This is a genomic window from Streptomyces sp. NPDC005492 (assembly GCF_040605995.1).
GTDB lineage: Bacteria > Actinomycetota > Actinomycetes > Streptomycetales > Streptomycetaceae > Streptomyces.
On record NZ_JBEXDX010000034.1, the window covers coordinates 73,592 to 95,415 of the forward strand.

At 69.4% G+C, this 21,824-nt stretch carries 21 protein-coding genes and 1 pseudogene; 21 read left to right on the forward strand and 1 reads right to left on the reverse strand.

Annotated elements, in window-relative coordinates; genetic code table 11:
- Positions 1-68: 68 nt before the first annotated feature.
- The 21 genes from ABZT04_RS33640 to ABZT04_RS33740 all read left to right on the forward strand — a co-directional run bounded on the left by ABZT04_RS33640 (position 69) and on the right by ABZT04_RS33740 (position 21,394).
- The gene (locus ABZT04_RS33640; protein WP_356060974.1) at positions 69-344 is read left to right on the forward strand and encodes a hypothetical protein; all 276 of its coding nucleotides are present in this window, start codon (positions 69-71) and stop codon (positions 342-344) included.
- Positions 341-1,588, forward strand: coding sequence for a hypothetical protein (locus tag ABZT04_RS33645; RefSeq protein WP_356060976.1), 1,248 nt, complete (start codon positions 341-343; stop codon positions 1,586-1,588). Before ABZT04_RS33640 ends, ABZT04_RS33645 begins: the two co-directional genes overlap by 4 nt.
- 121 nt (positions 1,589-1,709) lie before the next feature.
- Positions 1,710-2,171, forward strand: a complete 462-nt coding sequence (locus ABZT04_RS33650; RefSeq protein ID WP_356060978.1) for an IPT/TIG domain-containing protein — start codon at positions 1,710-1,712, stop codon at positions 2,169-2,171.
- A 155-nt stretch (positions 2,172-2,326) separates the two neighbouring features.
- Positions 2,327-2,878 (forward strand): hypothetical protein, encoded by a 552-nt coding sequence (locus ABZT04_RS33655; protein WP_356060980.1) that lies wholly within the window; start codon positions 2,327-2,329, stop codon positions 2,876-2,878.
- Positions 2,879-2,889: 11 nt separating this feature from the next.
- A complete protein-coding gene (locus tag ABZT04_RS33660; RefSeq protein WP_356060982.1) occupies positions 2,890-3,753 on the forward strand; it encodes a hypothetical protein in 864 nt (287 codons plus the stop codon).
- Between the two features lie 20 nt (positions 3,754-3,773).
- On the forward strand, positions 3,774-4,409 hold the full coding sequence (locus ABZT04_RS33665; RefSeq protein ID WP_356060984.1) for a poly-gamma-glutamate hydrolase family protein: 636 nt from the start codon (positions 3,774-3,776) through the stop codon (positions 4,407-4,409).
- Position 4,410: 1 nt separating this feature from the next.
- Entirely contained in the window at positions 4,411-4,746 is a 336-nt protein-coding gene (locus tag ABZT04_RS33670) for a hypothetical protein (protein ID WP_356060987.1), read from the forward strand.
- Positions 4,746-5,282, forward strand: a complete 537-nt coding sequence (locus ABZT04_RS33675) for a hypothetical protein (protein WP_356060989.1) — start codon at positions 4,746-4,748, stop codon at positions 5,280-5,282. Before ABZT04_RS33670 ends, ABZT04_RS33675 begins: the two co-directional genes overlap by 1 nt.
- A gap of 40 nt (positions 5,283-5,322) precedes the next feature.
- Positions 5,323-5,598 carry a hypothetical protein gene (locus ABZT04_RS33680; RefSeq protein WP_356060991.1) on the forward strand — a complete coding sequence of 92 codons (276 nt, stop codon included), beginning with the start codon at positions 5,323-5,325 and terminating at the stop codon, positions 5,596-5,598.
- Positions 5,595-6,020 carry a hypothetical protein gene (locus ABZT04_RS33685; protein ID WP_133041366.1) on the forward strand — a complete coding sequence of 142 codons (426 nt, stop codon included), beginning with the start codon at positions 5,595-5,597 and terminating at the stop codon, positions 6,018-6,020. Before ABZT04_RS33680 ends, ABZT04_RS33685 begins: the two co-directional genes overlap by 4 nt.
- Positions 6,021-6,093: 73 nt before the next feature.
- Entirely contained in the window at positions 6,094-6,684 is a 591-nt protein-coding gene (locus ABZT04_RS33690) for a hypothetical protein (protein ID WP_356060993.1), read from the forward strand.
- 101 nt (positions 6,685-6,785) lie between these two features.
- The gene (locus ABZT04_RS33695; protein ID WP_356060995.1) at positions 6,786-7,310 is read left to right on the forward strand and encodes a hypothetical protein; all 525 of its coding nucleotides are present in this window, start codon (positions 6,786-6,788) and stop codon (positions 7,308-7,310) included.
- A 297-nt stretch (positions 7,311-7,607) separates the two neighbouring features.
- Entirely contained in the window at positions 7,608-11,636 is a 4,029-nt protein-coding gene (locus tag ABZT04_RS33700; protein ID WP_356060997.1) for a hypothetical protein, read from the forward strand.
- Positions 11,629-12,672, forward strand: coding sequence for a hypothetical protein (locus ABZT04_RS33705; protein ID WP_356060999.1), 1,044 nt, complete (start codon positions 11,629-11,631; stop codon positions 12,670-12,672). The genes ABZT04_RS33700 and ABZT04_RS33705 overlap by 8 nt, the downstream gene beginning before the upstream one ends.
- A 66-nt stretch (positions 12,673-12,738) precedes the next feature.
- Entirely contained in the window at positions 12,739-13,707 is a 969-nt protein-coding gene (locus ABZT04_RS33710) for a hypothetical protein (RefSeq protein ID WP_356061001.1), read from the forward strand.
- Complete coding sequence (locus ABZT04_RS33715) at positions 13,707-14,906, forward strand: hypothetical protein (RefSeq protein WP_356061003.1); 1,200 nt, start codon at positions 13,707-13,709, stop codon at positions 14,904-14,906. The genes ABZT04_RS33710 and ABZT04_RS33715 overlap by 1 nt, the downstream gene beginning before the upstream one ends.
- An 89-nt stretch (positions 14,907-14,995) precedes the next feature.
- Positions 14,996-18,934 (forward strand): hypothetical protein, encoded by a 3,939-nt coding sequence (locus ABZT04_RS33720; RefSeq protein ID WP_356061004.1) that lies wholly within the window; start codon positions 14,996-14,998, stop codon positions 18,932-18,934.
- Between the two features lie 13 nt (positions 18,935-18,947).
- A complete protein-coding gene (locus tag ABZT04_RS33725; RefSeq protein WP_356061005.1) occupies positions 18,948-19,328 on the forward strand; it encodes a hypothetical protein in 381 nt (126 codons plus the stop codon).
- Positions 19,329-19,431: 103 nt separating this feature from the next.
- Positions 19,432-19,842 carry a hypothetical protein gene (locus tag ABZT04_RS33730; protein ID WP_133041358.1) on the forward strand — a complete coding sequence of 137 codons (411 nt, stop codon included), beginning with the start codon at positions 19,432-19,434 and terminating at the stop codon, positions 19,840-19,842.
- A gap of 75 nt (positions 19,843-19,917) precedes the next feature.
- Complete coding sequence (locus tag ABZT04_RS33735; RefSeq protein WP_133041357.1) at positions 19,918-20,238, forward strand: hypothetical protein; 321 nt, start codon at positions 19,918-19,920, stop codon at positions 20,236-20,238.
- Positions 20,239-20,569: 331 nt separating this feature from the next.
- Positions 20,570-21,394 carry a hypothetical protein gene (locus tag ABZT04_RS33740; RefSeq protein WP_133041356.1) on the forward strand — a complete coding sequence of 275 codons (825 nt, stop codon included), beginning with the start codon at positions 20,570-20,572 and terminating at the stop codon, positions 21,392-21,394.
- Between the two features lie 317 nt (positions 21,395-21,711).
- Here the strand turns inward: ABZT04_RS33740 and ABZT04_RS33745 are convergent.
- Positions 21,712-21,824, reverse strand: a pseudogene (locus ABZT04_RS33745) (NADP-dependent isocitrate dehydrogenase); the annotation flags it as partial.

Below are 21,824 nucleotides of genomic sequence, written 5' to 3' on the forward strand. Positions count from 1 at the left end.
TGAGGGGGTGCGCCCGACCGCGGGTGCACCCCCTCCACGTACCACCATCACGACGACGGAGGACGCCGGTGATCGAGAAGCAACCCATTAGCCTCGCGGAAGAGTTGGACGCGCTCGCCGGCGCTCCCGCCACTCACCGGGGCCCCCAATGCAGCGTCGGCGCGTTCCTGGCCGTCGCAGATGAAGACGTAGCGGCCTCCCTCCGCGCGGCACTGGACTCCGACCGTGTCACCGCCAAGGCCATCGCCGACACTCTCAGCCGATACGGCGACCCGATCACCGCGTACACGGTGGCCAGGCACCGGCGGCGCGGTGAGTCCAACGGATGCCGGTGCGAACGATGACCCTGAACAACGACCTGCAGGCGCTGCTCGAACCCGCCTCCCCTGTACAGAGCCACGCCACTCAGGTGCAGCGGACACAGCTCACCGCCCCTCGCGGCTGGGAAAGCGGAGTGCGGTACGAGCCGGGCGGCACGATGGTCGTCACCGCCCCGCCCGCCGAGACACCGCCCGCCGGCGAAGCGGACTGGCGCGAGCGCGTCGAGGAGATGGGCCTCGCCATCCCCGAAGGGTTCCGCGTCCGCCTCGTCGAGGCCCGGCACGACCCGGCCGCATGGCACCGCGACGCCCAGGGCGAAGACGCCGTAACCCGCGCCGTCTGGCGCTGCCGCTACGTCATCGAGCCTGCCGCCCAAGCGTGGCTGTCCACCGGCGACGTCGACGCCCTCGTACGTGACGCTATGCGCCGCCGCCGCAAGCCACGGCCCGCCCTCGACACCGCGGAGCGCGCCCTGGTCGTCGTCTACGCCGACGCACAGGCCGGGAAGGTCGGCAGGGACGGCGGCACCCCCGAACTCGTCGCCCGGGTCGCTGAGCGGTTCGACCGGCTCGACGACCACCTGCGCGACCTCAAGGCCGTCGGTCGTGGCCCCACCGCCGCGTACTGGATGGACGCCGGTGACTGCGTCGAGAACTACGAGAACACCGCGCAGCAGGCGTACACCAACGACCTCGCCATGACCGAAATGATCCGCGTCCACCGGCGGATCACCTTCGAGGGCCTGGACCGTCTCGCCGGACGCTTCGGCCGAGTTGTCGCCGCGACGTGCGGCTCCAACCATGGGCGTGTCAGGCGCGGCCGCGAGGCAGTTGGGCCGCCCAGTGACGACTGGGGGATAGAGGTGTTGTCGCAGATCGCGGACGCCTACGCCCGCAACAAGGACGCCTACGGTCACGTCAGCTTCGTCATGCCGGAGCGATGGCGGGAGTCCGTATCGCTGGACGTCGCCGGGAAGATCGTGGGCCTGGCGCACGGGCACCAGTACCCGCGCCCGGACAAGGCCGTGGACTGGTGGCGTGGCCAGACGTTCGGCCGTCAGCCGATCGCGGACGCGGACGTGTTGATCACCGGCCACTTCCATCACTTCCGGACACAGCAGGTGGGCAACGGCCGCTTGTGGATTCAGGCCCCCACCCTCGACAACGGCTCCGACTGGTACACCGCCCGCAGCGGCGAAGTCTCCGCGGCCGGCCTTCTGGTGTTCAGTGTCGGCCCGGACGGCTGGGACGACCTTCGGCTCCTGTAAGGCGTCCAAGATCGTTCTTGCACAATTGTGCAAGCGCCTCCGAACCCAGGGCACGACGCAAGCCTGACCCGTGTCCCATCCTTCCGCGGCCACCACACACGGAAGCAGCGGAAGGACACCGATGGGCCTCTACCGAGAGAGCGGGCAGCGGATCACGAAGGCGGCATTCCCCGCCGTCGCCGTCTCCGACCCACCCATGCGCATCACCGAGAACGTCTACCAGACCGAGCCGTACGGCCGCGGCGACGGCCGCCCCGAGGGCTCCCGCCGCCACCTGCTCTACCAGCCCGGGGACGTCGTCCCTCAGTCCGTGATCGACCGGCTGTTCACCGCGGCGACCATCGGCACGATCACGCCGTCCACCGGCCCGGCCGTGGGCGGAACCACGGTCACCATCACCGGCACCGGTCTCGACGGCGTGTCCGCGGTGAACTTCGGCGCCACCGCCGGGACGTCGCTCGACGTCGTCTCCGCGACGGAGCTGCGCGTCAAGACACCCGCGGGCGCGACCGGGGCGGTGAACGTCGTCCTCGTCGACGACGCCGGCAACGTCACCAAGACCAACGGCTTCACCTACGCCTGAGCCCAGACGCCTGGACGGCCCCCAGCTCGGGCAGGGGGCCGTCCGGTGTCACCGTACGTCCGCGCGCCGCCCTCCAGTGGCAGGACGCGACACAAGCGCCGCCCGGTGTGCAGGGTGCGCGCCGACCGGAACACCACCCCGAGAGGGAGCCACCCATGGCAGGCACCACCCGAACCCGCAAGACCCCCACCGCGAAGACCGCCGAGACCGGCGACGCCACCGTTGCCGAGACCGAGCAGACCACCGCGGAGCCCACGGGCGACTCCAGCCCGCAGGAGACCGCCACCGCGGCCGCCGAGGAGACGCCCACGACCGACGCCACCCCCAAGGCGCCCGACGTGGCCCCGCTCGAACCGCCGACCGTTCACGAGGCGCCCGAGCCCCCGGCGGACACCGGCTACGTCTCCCCGACCGAGGTCATCCCCGACGACATCGCCGAGGTCATCCTCGACGACGCCACCAAGAAGCCCCCGGCCGACGTCGACGCCGTCTTCCAGCCCGTCACCCCGTACGGCTCCACCCTCACGTGCACGGTCCGCCTCATCGAGCGCACGTTCCTCGGACCGCACCGCAGCCCCGTCGAGCGGCTGCTGCAGCCCAAGGGCGCCCACGTCTCCGAGAGCATCGCGGCCCGCATCCGTGAGCGCCTGGTAGCACAGGCCGAACAGCTCGCCGCCCAGACCGACGCGGACAGCGACGAGAAGTAAGGGGGCCCGGGGTGGTCTTCGACTATGAACCCATGTACGGCGGGGCGCACTACGACCCCGAGCCGGCCGGCGGCGCAGTCAGCCGCCTGGACCTGTACGGCACGGCCGACCGCAGCGGCCCGGTAGTCGCCGCGGCGACCACGGTCACCCGGCTACGCCCCGGGGTGTACCGGTTCGACCTGCCCGAGGTACCGGCCGGCCGCTACTGGGGCATGGTCACCTTCACCCCGAGCGACGGGGTCCAGCCGGTCAAGGACACCAGCGTGCGCCTCGACCTGCCCATGGGCATGGGCCTCGTCGCCTCCCCGGAAGCCGTCGCCGATGCACTCGGCGTACCGCTCCCGATCACGGCCGAGCAGCGCAGTGCGCTCGAGACAGCCATCCGCAACGCACAGGCCGACGTGGTGGGTTACCTCAACCGTCCGGTCGTGCCGAAGGCCATCACTCTGCGCGCCGTCACGCCGTTCTTCACCGGCGACCTGGACGACGCCGACTCCTGGCCTCTGCCCGACCAGGACGACACCGTTCGAGTCATCGCCTACCGGCCGCACGCGGATGGCACCTACGACGTCGACTTCCTGGTCGGTCTCAACGGCGCCACCGAGGAGACCATCGTCCGCTACGTCACCGCGCACGCCGCGGAGTCCGAGCGGCAGCGACCCGGCGGCGTGGGCAACTCAGGGCGCCGGGTGTCCTCGGTGAGCGCCGAGGGGCAGTCGATCTCCTACGAGGCCGCTCCCACCGAGGGGCAGGCCGGGGCGCTGCCCGCGCTGGCATCCCTGAACCGGCTACGCCGCCGCCTCTACCAGCCACTCAACCGCCCGCCGCGCCCACCCTGGCCGTACTCCTCATCCCGTGGCCGCTACTACCGCTGAACCCGAAAGGAGCGAGCCCGATGGGCGACCTCTACCAGTCCTACGGTGAGATGGCCGGCGGCCAGATCGAGGGCATCGACTACCAACGGATCTGGCGCGTCTCCGAGGTCTCGACCTTGCTGCACCTGGCCATCCACGGGGGCGGGATCGAGACCGGCACGACCGAACTCGCCGATGCGGCCGCAGCCGACATCCACGACTTCTACAGCCTCGACGCCTTCAAGCCCGCCGGTTCCAACGGGGACTTGCACATCACGTCGACCCGGTACGACGAGCCGCAGGCCCTCGCGATGGCGCAGGCCGCCACGCACATCGTGTCGTGGCACGGAGCGACGGGCGCCACGGCGTTCACGTACCTGGGCGGGATGGACTTCAACCTCCGCGACCAGATCGGCCAGTGCCTCAAGGACGCCGGGTTCACCGTACAGCTCGCCACCGAGGAGCTGAACGGCAACGACCCCACGAACATCTGCAACCGGACCAGCCGCGGCAAGGGCGTACAGCTCGAGATCAGCACCACCCAGCGCGCCGCGTTCTTCCTCAACGGCGACATGACCCGGGCCAACCGCAAGAACACCACCGCCGCGTTCACTGCGTACGTCACCGCGGTCAAGCTGGGCATCTCCAAGGCCCTCGTCGTCGCCGGGGCCGGCTGACATGGCCGTCGTCCTCCCGAACGCCCTGCTGACCGTGTACGTCCTCGCCCACCCCTGGGGCCGGGACGCCAACGGTGTGCCCGTCCCCCCAAACCCGAACCAGAAGCCCGCCCCCCGCGGCACCTGGCCCGGGTCCGTCCTCCGACAGGACGACGGCTCATGGACGGTACGGCTCGACCCGCAGGCATGGCCCGTCAAGGAGGGCGACACCATCAGCGACGAGACCGGCCGTTCCTGGACGCTGACAGGCACCCCCCGCAACCACAAGGTGCCCGGCTGCCCGGATGTGGACTACGTCCAGGCCGCCGCGACCCTGAACCCGCCCGAGGCGCTGTGATGGCCGGCGCCAAGTTCACGCCGAACCAGGGGCTCGAGGAGGCCCTGGCCCGCATGATCGCCCCGGCAGTGCAGCGCATCGCGCACCAAGTCGAGATCGAGGCGAAGCGGCTGGCCCCGCCCACCAAACGATGGGTGACCGTCGGCGACGACAAGGTCCGCCCGACCCACGTCGCGGCGCAGGGGCAGGAAGTCCCCGGGAACCTGCGCTTCTCGATCAACTCCATGGAGTGGGACATCAAGCACCGCGGCGTGGGCGCGCAGACGTACATGCTGGAGCCCCGCGACGAGAGCTCCCGCGCTGTAGCCAACCTCAAGAACTGCCGCTGCACCACGCACAGCGACCCGGAGGGCATCGCCCGGCACATCAACACGGGACAGCCGGTCGTGGCCGGAAAGAAGGTCACCGTCACCGTGTCCGTGCAGGCCCCGAAGGTCGTCGAGGCCGAGGTCGGCACCGTCTACCCGGGCAACCTGCGAGCGGACGGCACACACTTCATGTCCCGCGCGGCCGCCATCGTTGCCGCCCGCCGCTGACGACGCGACACAAGCGGCCCCCGTCCGCACAGTCCCCGCCATGGCTACGAACACCACCACCAAGAAGCCCGCCACCGCGGCGGAGGAGAACACCGAGGCCGTCACCGAGACCGCCGAGGCCCGCCCGGAGCGCGCCCGCCGCGCCCCGACCGTCGTCGGCCCGCCCCTCGGTGAAGACCAGGAGCCGGTGACCGTCACCCTGTCGCATCACCTGCGCATCGACGGAGCCGACTACACGCCCGGCGCCGAGATCAACGTGTCCCCGGACTACGCCCGCCGCCTGCGCGTGCAGGGCTTCACCGCCCGCTCACGATGACCGAGCTGACCGTCGCGGACGCCGACCCGGTCTCCGTACTCCTGGCCTGGCTCCAACAGAGCGATGAGGCCGCCGACGCCCTCGGCGGTCCCGGCCGCGTATCCGGCATCCCCGAAGCACCCTGGCCGCACCTCGTCATCGGCCACGGCCCCGGCGGAGACCTGCGCGACCTGCGATGGGCCACCGCGCCGGAGGTGACGCTCGAGGTGCACGGAGACCCAGGCGGCTGGCCAGGAAGGGCAGAGCTACGCCGCATCCTCGTCCGCTGCGCCCAGGTCGCGCAGGGCATCGTCGAGGCGCCGCACACGCCCGGCCGGCCGGTCATCAACGGCGTCAAGCCCTCCGGCCTCCTCGTCTGGTCGCCCCTCGTCGACGGCCAACCCCGATGGCTCATGAACCTCTCCGTGACCCTCCACCCGTGACGACGCGACGTTAACCACCCCAGCTCTCCAAGGTGTCCGCGCCCTAGCACCGGACACCTTGGAGAACCCCGTCATGGCAGGCGAGACCACCAACAACAACCAGATCGTCATTCCGTCGATCACCCGGGTCTATCTGGCCCCCGTCGGCACGACCGCCCCGGCCGACGCCACCACGGCGCTGCCCGCCGCACTGCGCAGCGTCGGTCTCACCACCGAGGACTCGCTCAAGTTCAACTCCGAACCGAACTTCGAGCAGGTCAAGTCCGCCCAGTCCTCGTACCCGACCCGCACCTTCCAGACCTCCGATGCGGCCACCATCGAGGTCGACCTGCAGCAGTGGTCCGGCGAGAACTTCCGCGCGGTGTACGGCGGCGGCGAGATCAGCACCATCAGCGTCGCCGGGCCGCCGGCGGCAACGCACTACAAGTTCACCCCGCCGCGCATCGGTTCCCGCACCGAGGTGATGGCCGTCATCGAGGTCATCGACGGCGGCAAGCACTACCGCTACGTCGTCCCCCGCTGCATGCAGATGGAAGGCGTCTCCAAGGACCTCGCCAAGACCAAGGAGGCCGTGCTGCCGCTCAGGCTCGCGGTCCAGGGCGGCGACGACCTCGACGCCTGGTACGTCCTCACCGACGACCCGGCCTTCGCGCCCGCGACGTGACCCCTCGCGGCAGCGCGCGACACAAGCCCCAACGGCTTGCCACTGTCCGCGCGCTGCCGCACCACCGCGACTCAGCTACGCAGACACGAGAGGTCACACCCATGTCGTTCGTCATCGACCTGGACGCCGAACGCCGCGAGGTTCAGCACCCCGACGGCATCCCGGTCCTGTTCGGCGGAGAGCAGTTCATCTTCCCGGCGGAGCTACCAGCCGACGCCCTTGACCCGATCCTGTCCGAGGAACTGGACCTGATGGGCCTCCTTGGCGAGGTCCTCGAGTCCTCCGACGGCGACGCCGGCGTGAAGGAGGTCGTCAACGCCCTCTTCCGCCGCCCGTCCCTGCCGCTCAAGTTCCTGGAGGCCGTACGCCAGACGTACGCGATCCTGCTCGGCGACCAGCACGAGGACTTCCTGAAGGCGCGCCCGTTCATCGGCGACTACGTCCGCCTGACGATCGCCCTGATCCGGGTCTACGGGGTTGAGCTGGGGAAACTTTTCAGGTCGGACGACTCCTCCGCGAACGATTCGCAGACGTCGAATCCGACCTCTCCCGCTTCCACGGAATCGACGCCCGACGCGTCTGGCTCCGACCAGGACAGCCCGGATTCATCGGCCTCCGACGGCTGATCTCCCTCGTCGACGGTCTGCCAGACGACTCCCAGGTCCGCTCACGCCCCCTCGGGGGCTGGAACCGAGTCCTGGAGCTACTGGCGCTGATCGTCGAGGAGATCGGACTCCTCGCCGCAGACAAGCGGCGTGAGGAGCCGACCACCATCGTTCGCCCGCCGCGCTCCACCACAGCGAAGCACAGCCGCTCCGGCCCCCCGCCGCAGCAGCCGCAGCCCGAACCGGAGCCGCCGGCGCCCCGCATGACCGGCCACCGCCAGATGCTCATGGCCGCCATGCAGAGAGGAATGGTCCGCAGTGGCTGAGGGCCTGCAGGCCGGCCGCCTCGACGTGCCGGTCGTCGCCGACCTTGCGGGTTTCGCGGCGAAGCTGCGCAGCGAAGTCGAGGCGGCCGCCGAGGGCCTGGCCGCCAAGATCAAGGTCGAGGTCAACGCAAAGGGGCTCCGCAAGCAGCTCAAGAAGGCCGTGGAGGAGGCGTCCAAGGGCGTCACCGCCAAGGTCAAGGTCAAGGTCGACGAGGAGCGGTTCCGCAGTGAACTCGACGGCATCCGCCGCAGTATCGACGACCTCGACCTGAACCTGCCCGTCAGACCGGACCGCGACGGCGACAACGGCGGCCGCCGCGGCGGTCTCCTCAGCGGGCTCCGTAACCTCATCACCGGCGCCCAGGATGAGGCAGACCGCCGCCCGGTCAACGTCCCGATACGGGCGAAGATGCCCCGCGGCCGCGGGCTCCTCATCGGCGGACTCCTCTCCCTGTTGGAGCCCGCGGTCGCCCTCATCGGCCAGTACGGCGCCGGCCTCACCGCTCTGGTGTCTGCGGCCGCGCCCGCGGTCGGTGTCCTCGGCGCGATACCCGGGCTGATCGCCGCGGCGGGCACCGCCGCCATCGGCACGAAGATCGCTTTCTCCGGCTTCGGCGACGCGCTCAAGGAGACGCTGAAGATCCAGCAGCAGCATGCCGCTGGGACCAAGGTCACCAAGGCCGAACAGCAGAAGCTCGACCAGGCCCTCGGCAAGCTGTCGAAGTCGGCCCGCGAGACCGTCACCGAGGTCTCGTCCCTCTCCGGCGCGTGGAGCAAGGTCCGCAAGAGCATCAGTGAGCGGTTCTTCTCCAAGATCTCCGGGGACATCAAGCCCCTGGCGAAGTCAGTCCTTCCCCTGTTGAAGGACGCCCTCGGCGACTCCGCCTCACAGATGGGCTCCCTCGCCGACCGCGCCGCCAAGGCCATGAAGTCCGGCGTCTTCCGCAAGGACTTCAAGACGATCGCGGGCACGAACTCCCGCGTCGTCGGCAGCCTGGTCGACGGCCTGGCCAACATGGGCCACGCCACCACGGACTTCCTCGTCGCCTCCGGCCCGTTCGTCGAGCGGGTCGCCCAGGGCGGCAAGCGACTGACTCAGTGGTTCCGGGCCTCTGTGCAGGCAGGCCGGGAAACCGGCAGCCTCGCGAAGTTCCTCGATCACGCAGGGGACAAGGCCGCGCAGCTCGGTCGGACAACCGGCAGCCTGATCCGGGGATTCGGCGGAGTCGGCCGCGCGGCCATGGACACCGGCAACGCCATGCTGGACGGCCTCGAGGGCAGCATGAAGCGCTTCGAGCGCTACGCCAACTCGGGCGCCGGACAGAAGGCGATGAAGCAGTTCTTCAGCGACGCCGCCCCCGCCTTTCACGAGGTGAACCTCCTCTTCGGGGACCTCATGCGCGGGCTCGGCCGGTCCATGAAGGACGGCGGAATCACTGACCTGGTCCGGCAGATACGCCTCGAGCTGATGCCCGCCCTGGGCACCTTCTTCAGCTCCCTCGGCCAGACCGTGGGGCCCGCGCTCATCTCCGTGATCTCGAACATCGCCACGGCGATCGGGAACCTGTCGGCGGCCGGCTCCGGGCTCGGTGTTCTGCTGGTGACCTTCAACGGCCTGCTGCAGATCTTCAACGGGATCATGGGCGTGATACCCGGTGCGAACACCGGCCTGGCCATCTTCCTGGGCACGATGCTCGCCCTCAAGGTCGTCAGCGGCGTCGCCACTATGCTCCGTGGCTTCGGCACATCCGTCGTGGCCGCGGGAACCTCCGTGCGCACGCTGAACACCACGCTGCGCGGCACCGCGACCGCGTCAGGCACGAGCCTGAGCCTCTGGGGCCGCATGTCGGGTGTCTACAGCCGCGTCTCGCAGCAGGGCGGCCGCCTGACCGGCACCCTGCGCGGTATCGGCGCCGCCAACAAGGTCGCCGTACGGGCACTCGGCGGCATCACCGGTGCACTCGGCGGCCCCCTCGGTATCGCCATCACCGCCGCGACGATCGGTCTCGGCTGGCTCGCCTCCAAGCAGGAGGCCGCGGCGCGCGCCGCGGAGGCCCACGAGGAACAGGTCGAGAACCTGGCGCAGGCCCTGGCCCAGTCGAACGGCGAGGTCGACGCCAACGTGCGGGCGCAGGCAGCGGCGTACCTGTATGACGTCAAGCTCGCCGACGGCAAGGGCAAGTTGGTCGATGTTCTGCGCGACGCCGGCGTGAGCCTCAAGGACGTCACGAACGCCTACCTGGACCAGGGCGGCTCAGTCGACGACCTGCAGAAGAAGCTGACGAGCCTTGCCGACGCTACGAAGTATTACAAGAGCTACGCCGCCGACAAGGCGTCCGAACTCGTCTACACAGAGCAGGGCGAGAAGTACAAGGCCGCGGCCGACGCCCTCGGGGACATGAACGGCACCCTCAAGGAGACGAGGAAGAGACAGCAGGAACTCGCCGACGCGACGAACGGCAGCACCGCCACCGGCACCACGGCATACGACCGGCTGCAGACCGCCGTACAGGGCTTCGCCGACAAGACCAAGAGCGCGGACGAGCGGACCGACGCCCTCAAGCGGGCACTGGACGCCCTCAGCGGCAACACGCAGTCGTTCCACGATGCTGAGGCCCAGCTCAACAACGTGATGCTCCAGATCGACGACACCATGAAGTCGAACATCGACCACGCCGACGGCTGGGGCAAAGCGCTCGTTGGCAACGACCACCTGGTCGACACCAGCACGAAGAACGGGCAGACACTCAACAGCCAGCTCACGGAGCTGCGCGACAACATGCTGGCCGTCGCCACCAAGGCGCAGGAGGCCGGGGAGCAGGGCCTGATGCCCATGTCCGATGCGATGGACAAGGGCCAGGCCGCCATGGAGAAGGCCCGGAAGAAGGCGCTCGAACTCGCCCGGGACATGGGCATCCCGAAGGACCAGGCGAAGGCGCTCGTCGACCAGATGGGGTTCGTGCCCGACACCATCACCACCCTGGTCACCGCCAAGGGCATCCCGGAGGCGACGGCCGAGGTACTGGCCCTGCGCGGCAAGCTCGAGAGCATCCCGCCGGGCAAGGGCATCCAGATCAACGCGCCCACCGTCGCCGCCCGCGAACAGCTCGAAGCCCTCGGCTTCACCGTGCAGCGCATCCCCGGCAGCAAGAAGGTGACCGTCTCGGCCCCGACCGGGGGCGCGCGCGTGAACATCGCCGCCCTGGCGCAGGACATCGCCAACGCCCCGGACAAGAAGAAGGTCACCGTCCAGGCGATCATCCAGAAGGCCGCCGGCGACCTGAAGAACGTCCAGCAGAAGGTCGCGGGTCTGCCCAAGGGCAAGTCCATCGATGTCAAGGCACCGACCGCGGTTGCCCAGAAGGCACTCAAGGACCTGGGTTTCAAGATCCAGAACGTTGACGGCAAGGGCGGCAAGACGGTCAGGATCACGGCCCCGACCAAGTCGCCGCTGGCCAACGTGCAGCGCATCCAGGGAGCGATCAACGGCCTGACCGGCAAGACGGTGCACGTCACCGTCCAGTACAGCGAGTCAGGCAAGCCCTCCGTGGTCCGCACGCACGCGGACGGCGGCATCGTGCGGTACGCCAACGGCGGCATCCGGGCCGCGATGGACCGCGTCCGCGCCTTCGCGGCCGGCGCCGAGAACCACATTGCGCAGATCGGCAAGCCCGGCGAGTGGCGGCTGTGGGCGGAGCCGGAGACCGGCGGTGAGGCGTACATCCCCCTGGCCCCCGGCAAGCGCAAGCGCAGCGAGGCGATCCTCGAGAAGGTCGCAGAGATGTTCGGCGGCCGGGTCGTCTACTTCGCCAACGGCGCGATGCGCCAGTACGCCCAGGGCGGCGTACGGACGCGCGCCACCACCGTCAGGCAGCGAACGGCGGCCGCGCAGGCTGCCGGGTCGCTCGTCGGCGGTGACCTCAATCTGAACATCGGTGCGGTCGCATCGACGGGAACCGCACTGGAGGACGCCATGTTCGAGCTGCGCCGCATCCGCCTGGGAGGGGGAGGCAATGCGTGACGGTGAATGGCTCCTCGGCTACTCCTCCTACGACAACTATCCCGGGGCATCTCTGACGTTCGGCCGCGAGGCGCAGGGCATCTACTGTCTGAGCGAGCCGGACATCACGTTCGCCGACATGGACCTGGCCGACGCGGCAATGCCGGGCGAGGACGGCGTTCGCATGGGTCGCGACTACCAGCGCAACGCGACGGTGACGTTCGAGCTGGGCGTCGACGGCGTGGGCGGCCCCATCGACCTGCATTGGCCGATGCGCCCGTGGACGCGAGGAACCCGGGTCGGTGACTGGAGCAACACGGAGGCGGTGCTCGCGGCCTACAACAAGAAGGACCAGGGGCCGTATCAGTGGGGCCTGGACGGCGTGAACATGCTGCGCCAGGTGTGGCGGGCCGACGGCATCCGCGGAAAGGCCGGCCGGGCTGCCTGGCTGGTGCACAGCTCTGGGGGACGCACCCGCCAGTTGTACGGGCGGCCGCGGAAGTTCGCCGTCTCCCACTCCCGCCTGAGCCGTCAGGGCTACACGCCCGTTGTCTGCGAGTTCGCGGCCGTCGACGATCGGTTCTACGAGCAGACGGAGAAGGAAGTCGAGCTGTACGACCACCAGTTCATTGGGCTGCCAGGGCGGCCCGGCCGGATTGGGGGCGGTGCCTGGCTGTTCCAGTCGAAGAAGACCGCTTCCTTCCAGCAGCGCGGCACCCTCAACACATACCCCTACGTCGAGATCCACGGGCCGTGCAAGAACCCGAAGCTCACGGTGACGCCGGCGTTGTGGGAAGTGCAGCTCTCCATGACGATCCCCGACGGCGAGCACGTCACGATCGACGCCCGCCCGTGGGTGCGTACGGTCACCCACTACACCAGCTCGTCGTCGAAGTCGGTGGCGGACAAGCTGACCAGGTCGAGCCCGCGGCTGTCGCAGATGTTCCTCCCGCCCGGGTACTGGACGGCGTCGCTGTCCTACACCAAGTCGTCGGCCCGCGCCCTTGAAGGGCCGCGGATTCGGATGGCCTGGCGGGATGCGTACTCATGGTGGTGAGCGGGCGACAGTAGCGCCCGCGGCCTCTCACTCTCTCCTCTCCCGTACGGAGAAGGAGAACAAGTCATGGCGTGGGACGGCATCCCCTGGTTCGTCGAGGGCACGGCAGCGTCCGAGGAGACGCTGCGCCTGATCGTCGAGGCGGCAGCGTGCGGCGGTGAGGGCGTCATCGCCCCTGCCGATCTCCTCGTCACCGCGCTGGACGCCCCGGCCGGCGCCGTGCAGGTCGCGCCGGGGGCCATGGTCGCGAAGCGGCGCGCGGCCGCGGGCGGAGGCGATCAGTCGTACGCGGCCCGCATGCCGACGTCCGAGCAGGTGGACATCGAGCCGACGTCCTCGGACGGGGGACGGTCGGACCTGATCATCGCCAGGGTCGAGGACCCCTACGGCGGGGAGACGTGGCCAGCGCCCGAAGACCCGACGGTGGGCCCGTACGTCTACACCAGGGTCATCCCCGACGTGCCGCCTGGCACCACGAGCGTCCTGGACATCGACCCCGACTCCACCGCCATCACGCTCGCCCGGGTCGACCTGCCGCTGTCGACGACCGCCATCACCGCCAGCATGGTCACCGACCTGCGGCAGATTGTGCGGCCGCGCACTCAGACCTCACGCCGCTACCTGCCCGGCGCTTGGGCGTCCCCGGACGACGTCGGGCCCATCACTGACGTCTGGGAGCTGTTCCCGCTCGGTGCCACGTGGACGGAGAAGGTGCCGGAGTGGGCGACGCACGTGAGCGTGCACGTCCTCATCACGGGCTTGCTGCACCCGGACACCACGGAGGCCCGCGGGCAGGTGCGGGTGTCCTTCAACGACCAGCACGGTGTCGGCATGCCGTACGGGGTCACCCAAGCGGGCCGGCTCGCCGTCCAGGCCGGGCACCGGTTCCTCCTCGACCCCGCTGACCGCGGGCAGATGCGGGACATCGACATCGAGGGCATCGGCACGGCGGGCTTCACCGGCGTCCTTCGCGCGGACGCGTACACGGTGCTGTCGCTCGAAGTGACCTACTCGCAAGAGCCGGTGAGCGCCTGATGGCCTGGCGGTACATCGCAATGCGCGCGGTGACGGGTGACTTCCTCGACTGGGACGTGCCGTTCGTCGCGGACTCCCCGCCCAAGCGGGAGCTGAACGGGCCCGGCCAGATGACGGGGAAGATCGAGCCGGAGTATCTGCGGCTGATGGCCAAGCCGGACGGTCTACCGGTCATCTCCGAGTGGTCGACGGCCCTGTTCGCCGAGTTCGAGGGCCGCATCCGATGGGGCGGCCTGGTGACCAACCTCTCGTTCGAGGGCCAGGCGATGAAGGTGTCCTGTGCTGGATACACCGCCTACCCCAGCGGCATGCCCTACCTCGGGTCGGTGATCCGCTCCGGCGCCAAGATCGCCCAGAAATGGGCGTACGACGGCAAAGACAAGAACCACGACGGCTACATCGACGGCACCCACCCGAAGAAGAAGATGCCGAAGAAGCCGAAGGACAAGGTCAGCACCCGATGGGATGCGTACGACGTCGTCCGGCACATCTGGGCCCACCTGCAGGACTACAAGATGGGCAAGCTGGGCGTCACCCTCGACGGCCACGACTCCGGGTACAAGCTCGGTGCCTCGAACGGCGAGGACCCGTGGGAGCTGCTGTGGTGGGACAACCCCGACTGTGGCTCCACGATCACCGACGTCATGAACCTCGCCAAGGGCGACTTCCTCGAGCGTCACTACTGGGACGGTACGAAGGAGAAGATCCTTCACCACATCGACCTGGGCACACGGCGACTCGGCAAGGCCCGCTCCGACCTGCGATTTGCTCAGGGCGAGAACGTCATCGAGATCGCCACCCCCAACTATCAGGGGGACTTCTTCGCGAACAACGTCTACGTGCTGGGTAAGGGCAGCGGGCAGAAGACGGCCCGGGTCCGCGTCGTCGTCGACGACAAGCGGCTGCGCCGCGCGAAGATCATCACGCACAAGAGCACCGCGAACGCGAGGACGTTGACCGAGTACGGCAAGAAGGAACGCGCCCGCCACTCGGAACAGCTCACGATTCCGTCCATCGCGATCCGCCACCACCCCAACGCCCCGCTTGGCTCGTGGGTGCTCGGCGACCGCATCCTCCTCCAGGTCGAGGTGCCGTGGGTGGGCGAACTCGCCATCTGGCACCGCGTCGTCTCCGAGGAGATCGACCCCGCCGCCGGCACCGCGGTCCTGCAGCTCACGCGCAGCGACTTCTACGGATGACCAGGCCGCGACACTAACCCCTCCTTCCTTCCACTCTCCCGCCTGCCCCGGAGATCCCGGCGGCCGCGGAAGCAGTGGAGGGAGGACGGGTGTCGTCCTTCAACCTGGACGAGCGGGAGAAGGCGAAGCAGTTCGCTTTGTACTTCAAGCAGCTCGAGGACCGGCTGGCAGCGCTCGAACGGTCCAACCAACTCAACAACGCGAGCATCGAGGGCGGCAGCCTCGACATCTACGACGACGAAGGCACCCTCAAGGGCTCCGTCGGCGTGCAGCCCGACGGCGGCGTCGCCCTGGTCCCCGTCAACACCACCCCGCCCCCGACTCCCACCCCTCCGGTCATCGAGTCCAAGCTGGCCGGCCTGACCGTCGGATGGGACGGCGCCTGGACGGACGCCGCCGAGGCTCCCTCCGACTTCTCGCTCATCCAGGTCCACCTCGGCACCACCGAGACGTTCGAGCCCTCCGTCATCACCCAAGTCGGCACCATCACGGCTCCCCTCGGCGGCACCGTCACGGTCGGCACCGAGGGCTACACCAGCGTTTGGGTGCGCCTGGTCGCCGCGAACACCGCGGCGGTCACCGGGCCGCCCTCCACCGCCGTTGAGGGCAAGCCCCGCCAGGCCGTCAGCGAGGACCTCGTCGACGGGATGGTCACCGATGTCAAGCTCGCCCAGAGCGCCGTCACCGCGGCGAAGATCGCCCTCGGCGCCGTCGGGTCCACCGCACTCGCCGACGGCGCGGTCCTCGAGGACAAGCTCGCCAAGGCCGCGGTCACCGTCGGGAAGATCGCCAACGGTGCCGTCCTGATCAACGCCCTCGGCGGCGCCCTCAGCGACAGCGCAGCACAGCGCTACGTCGACACGATGAACGACCCCGCCGCGTGGACCGTCACGGACAAGGGCACCGGGGCCGTCTGGGATTACCGCTCCGGCGTCGCGGACGCCCCCACCAGCCAGAACGTTGGGCAGGCCACCGGCTACAACCGTCTGCAGGGCACCACGGCCATCCCGTACGAACCCGGCGTGCTGTACCGGCTGAGCGCCAGAGTCCGCCTCACCGGCCCGGTCGGAGCCACCGAGACGTTCTATGTCGGCGTCGCCGGCATCGGCGCAGACGGAAAGAATCTGGTCAACCGCAACGGCACTGCTGGTAGCCCGAACTCGCACTACTACGTCGCCGCGTCAGGCAAGCCCATCACGACCGCTGACGGCTGGGTGACGGTCGTCGGCTTCGTCAAGGACCGCGCCGCGGTCGGCTCGACCGGCCCGAACAACGACCCGCGGAACCCCGGCGTCGTACACAACGACGTCCGCTTCATCGCGCCGTACGTGTGGCTCAACTACAACGGGCTCGGCGGGACATCGACCAGCGTCATGCAGGTCGACTGCGTGACGCTCGAAGCCCTCAAGACCGGCATCGTCGACTCCGTCAACATCACGGCCGGGGCCGTGAACACCGCGGCGCTCGCCGCGGACGCCGTGACCGCCGGAAAGATCGCCGCAGACGCGATCAGTGCGCGAGAGCTGCAGGTGAACTCCGTCACAGCCTCCGAGTTGGCGGCTGGCTCCGTCACGGCGAACGCGGTAGCAGCAGGCGCCATCACCACGGACAAGCTGACGGTCACCGGCGGGTCCAACATCCTGCCCGACCCCTCGTTCGAGGGAGCCGTCACCGCCTCGCTCGTCCTCGGAATCTCGTACGCAGCGCAGGACAAGACCAAGGGCAATGGCTCCGCCGCTTCCGTCAAAATCGACTGCCGCTCTGCCACTGCGATCTACCGGGCCGTGCCCCTGACCCTGATCCCGGTACTCGCCGGTGACCAGCTGTACCTAGGGGCCGACTACTACCTGTCCGCGGACTGGGCCGGCGGCGGGGTGAACATCCACACGCGGTGGGAAGACGCCGCGGGAACGATCCTCGGCTACGGCGTCGCCGGAACACCGGGAACGCCCGCAGTCGGGACCTGGGGGCGGGTGTCCGGCACCTTCACAGCGCCGGCTGGGACCGTCCGGGCCAGCATTCGGATCGAGGCCGCCCAGGTCACTGCTGGCGACGTGTGGTTCGACAACGCGGCGCTCCGCCCGCTCGTCCCCGGGGTGCAGATCGCGGACGGTTCGATCACTGCGCCGAAGATCCTGGCCGGGTCCATCACGACGGACAAGCTCATCGCCCTGTCCGTCACGGCTGAGAAGATCGCTTCCCTGGCGATCACCACCGACAAGCTGGCGGCGCTGTCGATCACGGCGGACAAGATGGCCGTGAACAGCGTGACGGCAACCGCCATCGCCGCAGGTGCCATCGACGCCACCCACATCAAGGCCGGAGCGATCACCGCCGACCGGCTGTCCCTCGGCACTGACGGCAACCTCATCGCCGACCCCAGTTTTGAGGGCGCCATCTCGACCGGCCGCGCCTCCACGAGCACGTACTGGTCCATCGTCAGCCCCGGCAACAACACCCCGCAGGCCCTGCAGGTGAACGCCGCCAACCCCACGGCCGTCACCCGCTCCATGACGCTGGCCACGGTGCCAGGGATGCCAGGCCAAAAGCTGTGGCTGGCCATCGACTACTACGCCTCCACCGACTGGAACGGTCTCCGGGTCAGCCTCTACGGGCAGTGGCTGGACACGGCCGGGAACATCCTCGGGTACAGCACCGTGACCACCGGGGACAACGCAGCAGTCAAGGGCGCATGGACCACGCTGAGCGGCGTTCCCGACGATGCTGCCCCCGCCGGCACGACGCAGCTCCGCATCGCGTGCTCCACCGTCAACTCCAGCGTCGGCACCGTCCAGTACGACAACGCGAAGGCGCGCATCGTCCTCGCGTCCGGCTTCGCCGGAGCCCGCTCAGAAATCAGTCCCCGAGGCCTGCAGCTCTTTGACGACAACGGGGAGGAAGCGGTCTCCCTTCTGACCGGCCGCCCCAACTACCTGACGCTCAGCGCGGACGGCCTGCCCGTCGCGACGATCGACCAGACCGGCGGCGCCTACTTCCAGAGCCTGGCGGTCGCCGACACCCTCACCGTGGGCGGGGACCCCTTGGTCACAGTCCTCGACCAGCGGCCGCGCGGAATCATCTCCTACGGCGTGCCCGCCACGACCGTGACAGCAACCGGCACAGAGCTCGGCTACTTCGAGCTGCCCGTCACGATCGAGTCCGGCCGGATGTACCGCATCAAGTTCCACGCCACGGCCGACTTCGACAACAACAACGACGGGGAGGCCCGCCTCTACCTCCGAGACGGCGGCACCGCCACGCCCACAATCACGTCGACGCTGCGCCAGCACGTCATCCTCACCCCTTCACACACGGGCCGGTACTGGACAGCGGAGCTCGAGTACATCGTTCCGGGCAGCACGCTCGGCGCCGGCCTGCACCGATTCCTGCTCTCCTTCGAGAACTCCGGCAGCACCAGCGGCACGACATTCGAACTGGGCCTACCCACCACCGGCCGCAGTTGCGTCTTCTACGCCGAGGACATCGGCCCGGAGATCCCGAAGACCGGCGGATACAACACCGGAGGCGGCACAGCCACCCCGCCCGTCGTGCAGTACACCAAGACCTACTCCGCGACCTGGTCCGGGTCGTACTCGAACCGCGGCTCGTACAACAGCTACTGGGGCAACTCCTGCTATCAGGGCTACTACAGCTCCACGAACGGCATGCAGGCGAGCCTCATCGGCTTCTCGTCGTCCCTGGGCACCGATCTGTCCGGTGCGACCATCCAAAAGGCCGAGGTCTACCTGTACTTCGATCACTGGTACTACAACAACGGCGGTAGCGCCGTGATCAAGGCACACGGCTTCACGTCTCGCCCCTCCACGTTCTCCTGCGACCCCGAGTCCAAGACGATTTCCTGGGCCAAGAACGAAGGCAAGTGGGTGGACATCACATCGGTGTTCGACTCCACGAAGTGGCGGGGCATCGCGCTGGACCCAAACAACTCGAGCCTGACCTACTACGGCCGCGCACGCGGCTACGGCCAGACCAACCCCCCGAAGCTGCGCGTCACCTACACGAAGTGAGGAGGCCCCCCCGTTGCCCACCCTGCCGCTCCCGCTGAGCGCCCTCTGTGGTCTCGCCGACGAGCCGACGTTACTGCCGCGCGTCCGCCTAGCCATCGCCATGATCGCGCAGGAAGTCTTTGCCGAGTCTCCGGACACACCCGGCTACCCGCTGCGCTGGAACCTGGCCAAGACCGTGCTGAGCCCCACGGCGGCACAGACCGTGCAGATGATGGTCGGCATCGTCGCCTCGCCTCCGATGGTCGCCGCCGCAGCCGCCACCGGGACGACGGAAGCGCCAGCCATGGCCGCCGCTATCACGGATGACCAGATCCTCGAAGCGATCCGCACCGGCTGGAACGCAGTCGCCGGCGTCAGCCCGACATCCGCGCAACCGACGCTGACGGAGACATAAGCGTTCGCCGTGATGCAGGGTCCCGCGCTGCGGGGGGCCGCGGGCCTTCGGGCCCAGGCTCCCGCGCACCCAAGCTGACGACCGATGACCGAGGAGGCGCCCCGTGGAGTGGCTCACCTCTCTGGCGCCTGTCCTCTCCCCCTTCTTCGGCATGACCGGTGTGCTGGGCGGGGCGTGGCTGGTGTACCGGGGGAACAAGCGCAAGACCGACAGCGACGCGCAGACGCAGGAGGCCAACACCTTCGTGGCGTCCGTCCAGACCGTGACCGAGGGCTTCACCAAGCTCCTGGAGCAGCAGCGCGAGACGAACGCCAAGACCCTCGAGCGGGTGACCACGCTGGAGAACCGCGTCGAGCGCCTGGAGGAGGAACAGCGGCAGTGGCGCCGCTGGAAGGCCGCGGCGGTCGAATACATCCACCAGCTCCGCGCCCTGGTCGCCAAGCTGTACGACCGTCCCGCCCCCACGCCGCCGCGCGAACTCGCCGAGGACCTGGTCGACGGGCCCGGTACCTGAGCGAGCACGCGACACAAGGCACCGGCGCCGCGCACAGTCCGCCCGACACGCAACCCAGCATGAAGGGCAGGACCCATGAGCACTCTGCAGTCCCTGACGACCGGCGCCCAGGTGGGCGCTGTGCTCCCGCTTCTCACCGCGGTGGTGCAGCGCCCGGCCTGGCCGGCGAAGTGGAAGAAGGTCGTAGCGGTCGTGGCCGCGCTGATCGCCGGTGTCGCGGCCGTCGGCGCCGACGGGGGCCTGGACCAGTTCCAGCACGGAAAGCTGACGGCCGCCACCCTCCTCGGCGTCCTCGCCGCCTCCCAGACCAGCTACGACCTTCTGTGGAAGCCCAGCAAGCTCGCACCGATGATCGAGGCCCTGACGACCAAGAGGACGCCTCAGCAGGCCGAATAAGAGCGACGACGCCCGTCCGGCCCTCCGCCGGCGGGTACCATCAGCACTCGAGGTGGCTGTATCGCTGCCGCGACAAAGCGTTGAGACTGCCGTCAGGCGTTGGGTTCAGAGACACCGCGGTGTTCCTTCCCCAGGGCGCGCCTGACAAGTGCATCGAGACCACCGGGTGCGTGCAGAGCACTCGGGGCCGGGGAGTGGTTGCTCCTGCGATGAACCCGGCACACGCTGTCGCAAGGCTCGGTACGGCCACCTCTTGCTGCCCTAGCAGGCACGACGCGCACTTTAAGGCCCGAGAGCAGCGGGCCCGACCCGAACCGGAGGAACAGACCGCATGGCCGAAGCGCACGAGGTCGAGGCGGCGATCAAGCGCCTGTCGGGCATGGGGCCCGACGAGTTCATGAACGCGGTTGTCCGCCACATCACGGGGGCCCCCGACAAGCGCGACGCCCCGCACGACGTCCAGGCCGCCGCGTTGGCCGCGCCCCAGATGGCACCGCGGACCCTTGATGCGCTGGAGCTGGCCATCAAGCGGGCCCGCACCTTCCTGCCTCTCCAGGAGGGCGAGAGCAGGAAGCAGCAGGCGGCCCGCATCGCACCGTTCCGTGCCAGCCTGCAGGCGGCCATGCGTCCGTATCAGGACGTCGTCGAGGACCTGGCGCACGAGGAGGCCAAGCACCTTGCAGCGCTCGACGACGAGACGTTCACCCGGCGGTGGACGGCGTTCGTCCTCGACGAGCCGGTCACGGGACCAGTGCCGCGGCGGGTGCAGGCCCTCGCCTTTCGGTCACCGAGGGTAGCGGCCAGGGCGGACGAGGTCTGCCGCCTGATGGCGGAGGAGCCGGGCCGGTTCCTGCCGGCGGCCGCGCCCGACGAGAGCCGTAAGGCGCACGACGCCCGTGTCCGTGGTCTCCGCGACCGGGCCGCTGCAGAACAGCGCTTCCTGCGGTACGCAATCCAGTACGCCGAGGCGCGCTACGGCCGGATGCCGAGCGAGCCAAACGTACGGCTGCGTGCGCTTCGCCTCCTCGGCGACAAGCACCCCGAGGAGCTGTCGAGCCTCCTGCACCAGGTGCGTGCAGAGTTGCAGGAGGGGAAGCGGGAAGCGCGCCGGGACGCGCGCGCGGTCCGCCGAGCCACGACGAAGCGCGCGCCGTAGAGGCGCGCGGCAACAGGCCGGAACACCGAAGAGGGCGCGCCCAGCGGCGCGCCCTTCGTCGTCTCCGGGCGCGCCTCGACCACGAGCGCGAGCGCGCCGAGCCCGCGCGCTCGAGGGAAGCGCGCGGAACCTGACCGCGCGGCCGCGCCCCGCTCCACGTCGAGGGCGCGCGCTCGAGGGCCGCGCCCAGCCAGCCCGCGCGCCGCGCCAACCGTTGTCGATCACTCGCGCGGGCGGGCGCGCACCCACCGGGGAAGGGGGCGCGCCGTCGGCGAATTCGCAGGTCAAATGGTGCGCGCCTCCCGAAAGGTGGGGCGCGCCCCCAGCGGCGCGCTGTTCGTCTTGGACTCCGCCGACCAGGCGCCCATGCGGTGCGGGTGGGTCTTCGCGTAGTTCTTGACCGAGGCGGGGGCGCGCCGGTCGGAGTTGC

Coding starts and splice junctions, on each gene's coding strand:
- ABZT04_RS33740 (WP_133041356.1), top strand. CDS start 20,570: ATGGCCGAAGCGCACGAGGTCGAGGCGGCGATCAAGCGCCTGTCGGGC.
- ABZT04_RS33705 (WP_356060999.1), top strand. CDS start 11,629: ATGCGTGACGGTGAATGGCTCCTCGGCTACTCCTCCTACGACAACTAT.
- ABZT04_RS33735 (WP_133041357.1), top strand. CDS start 19,918: ATGAGCACTCTGCAGTCCCTGACGACCGGCGCCCAGGTGGGCGCTGTG.
- ABZT04_RS33645 (WP_356060976.1), top strand. CDS start 341: ATGACCCTGAACAACGACCTGCAGGCGCTGCTCGAACCCGCCTCCCCT.
- ABZT04_RS33680 (WP_356060991.1), top strand. CDS start 5,323: ATGGCTACGAACACCACCACCAAGAAGCCCGCCACCGCGGCGGAGGAG.
- ABZT04_RS33690 (WP_356060993.1), top strand. CDS start 6,094: ATGGCAGGCGAGACCACCAACAACAACCAGATCGTCATTCCGTCGATC.
- ABZT04_RS33710 (WP_356061001.1), top strand. CDS start 12,739: ATGGCGTGGGACGGCATCCCCTGGTTCGTCGAGGGCACGGCAGCGTCC.
- ABZT04_RS33670 (WP_356060987.1), top strand. CDS start 4,411: ATGGCCGTCGTCCTCCCGAACGCCCTGCTGACCGTGTACGTCCTCGCC.
- ABZT04_RS33715 (WP_356061003.1), top strand. CDS start 13,707: ATGGCCTGGCGGTACATCGCAATGCGCGCGGTGACGGGTGACTTCCTC.
- ABZT04_RS33695 (WP_356060995.1), top strand. CDS start 6,786: ATGTCGTTCGTCATCGACCTGGACGCCGAACGCCGCGAGGTTCAGCAC.
- ABZT04_RS33685 (WP_133041366.1), top strand. CDS start 5,595: ATGACCGAGCTGACCGTCGCGGACGCCGACCCGGTCTCCGTACTCCTG.
- ABZT04_RS33655 (WP_356060980.1), top strand. CDS start 2,327: ATGGCAGGCACCACCCGAACCCGCAAGACCCCCACCGCGAAGACCGCC.
- ABZT04_RS33650 (WP_356060978.1), top strand. CDS start 1,710: ATGGGCCTCTACCGAGAGAGCGGGCAGCGGATCACGAAGGCGGCATTC.
- ABZT04_RS33675 (WP_356060989.1), top strand. CDS start 4,746: ATGGCCGGCGCCAAGTTCACGCCGAACCAGGGGCTCGAGGAGGCCCTG.
- ABZT04_RS33665 (WP_356060984.1), top strand. CDS start 3,774: ATGGGCGACCTCTACCAGTCCTACGGTGAGATGGCCGGCGGCCAGATC.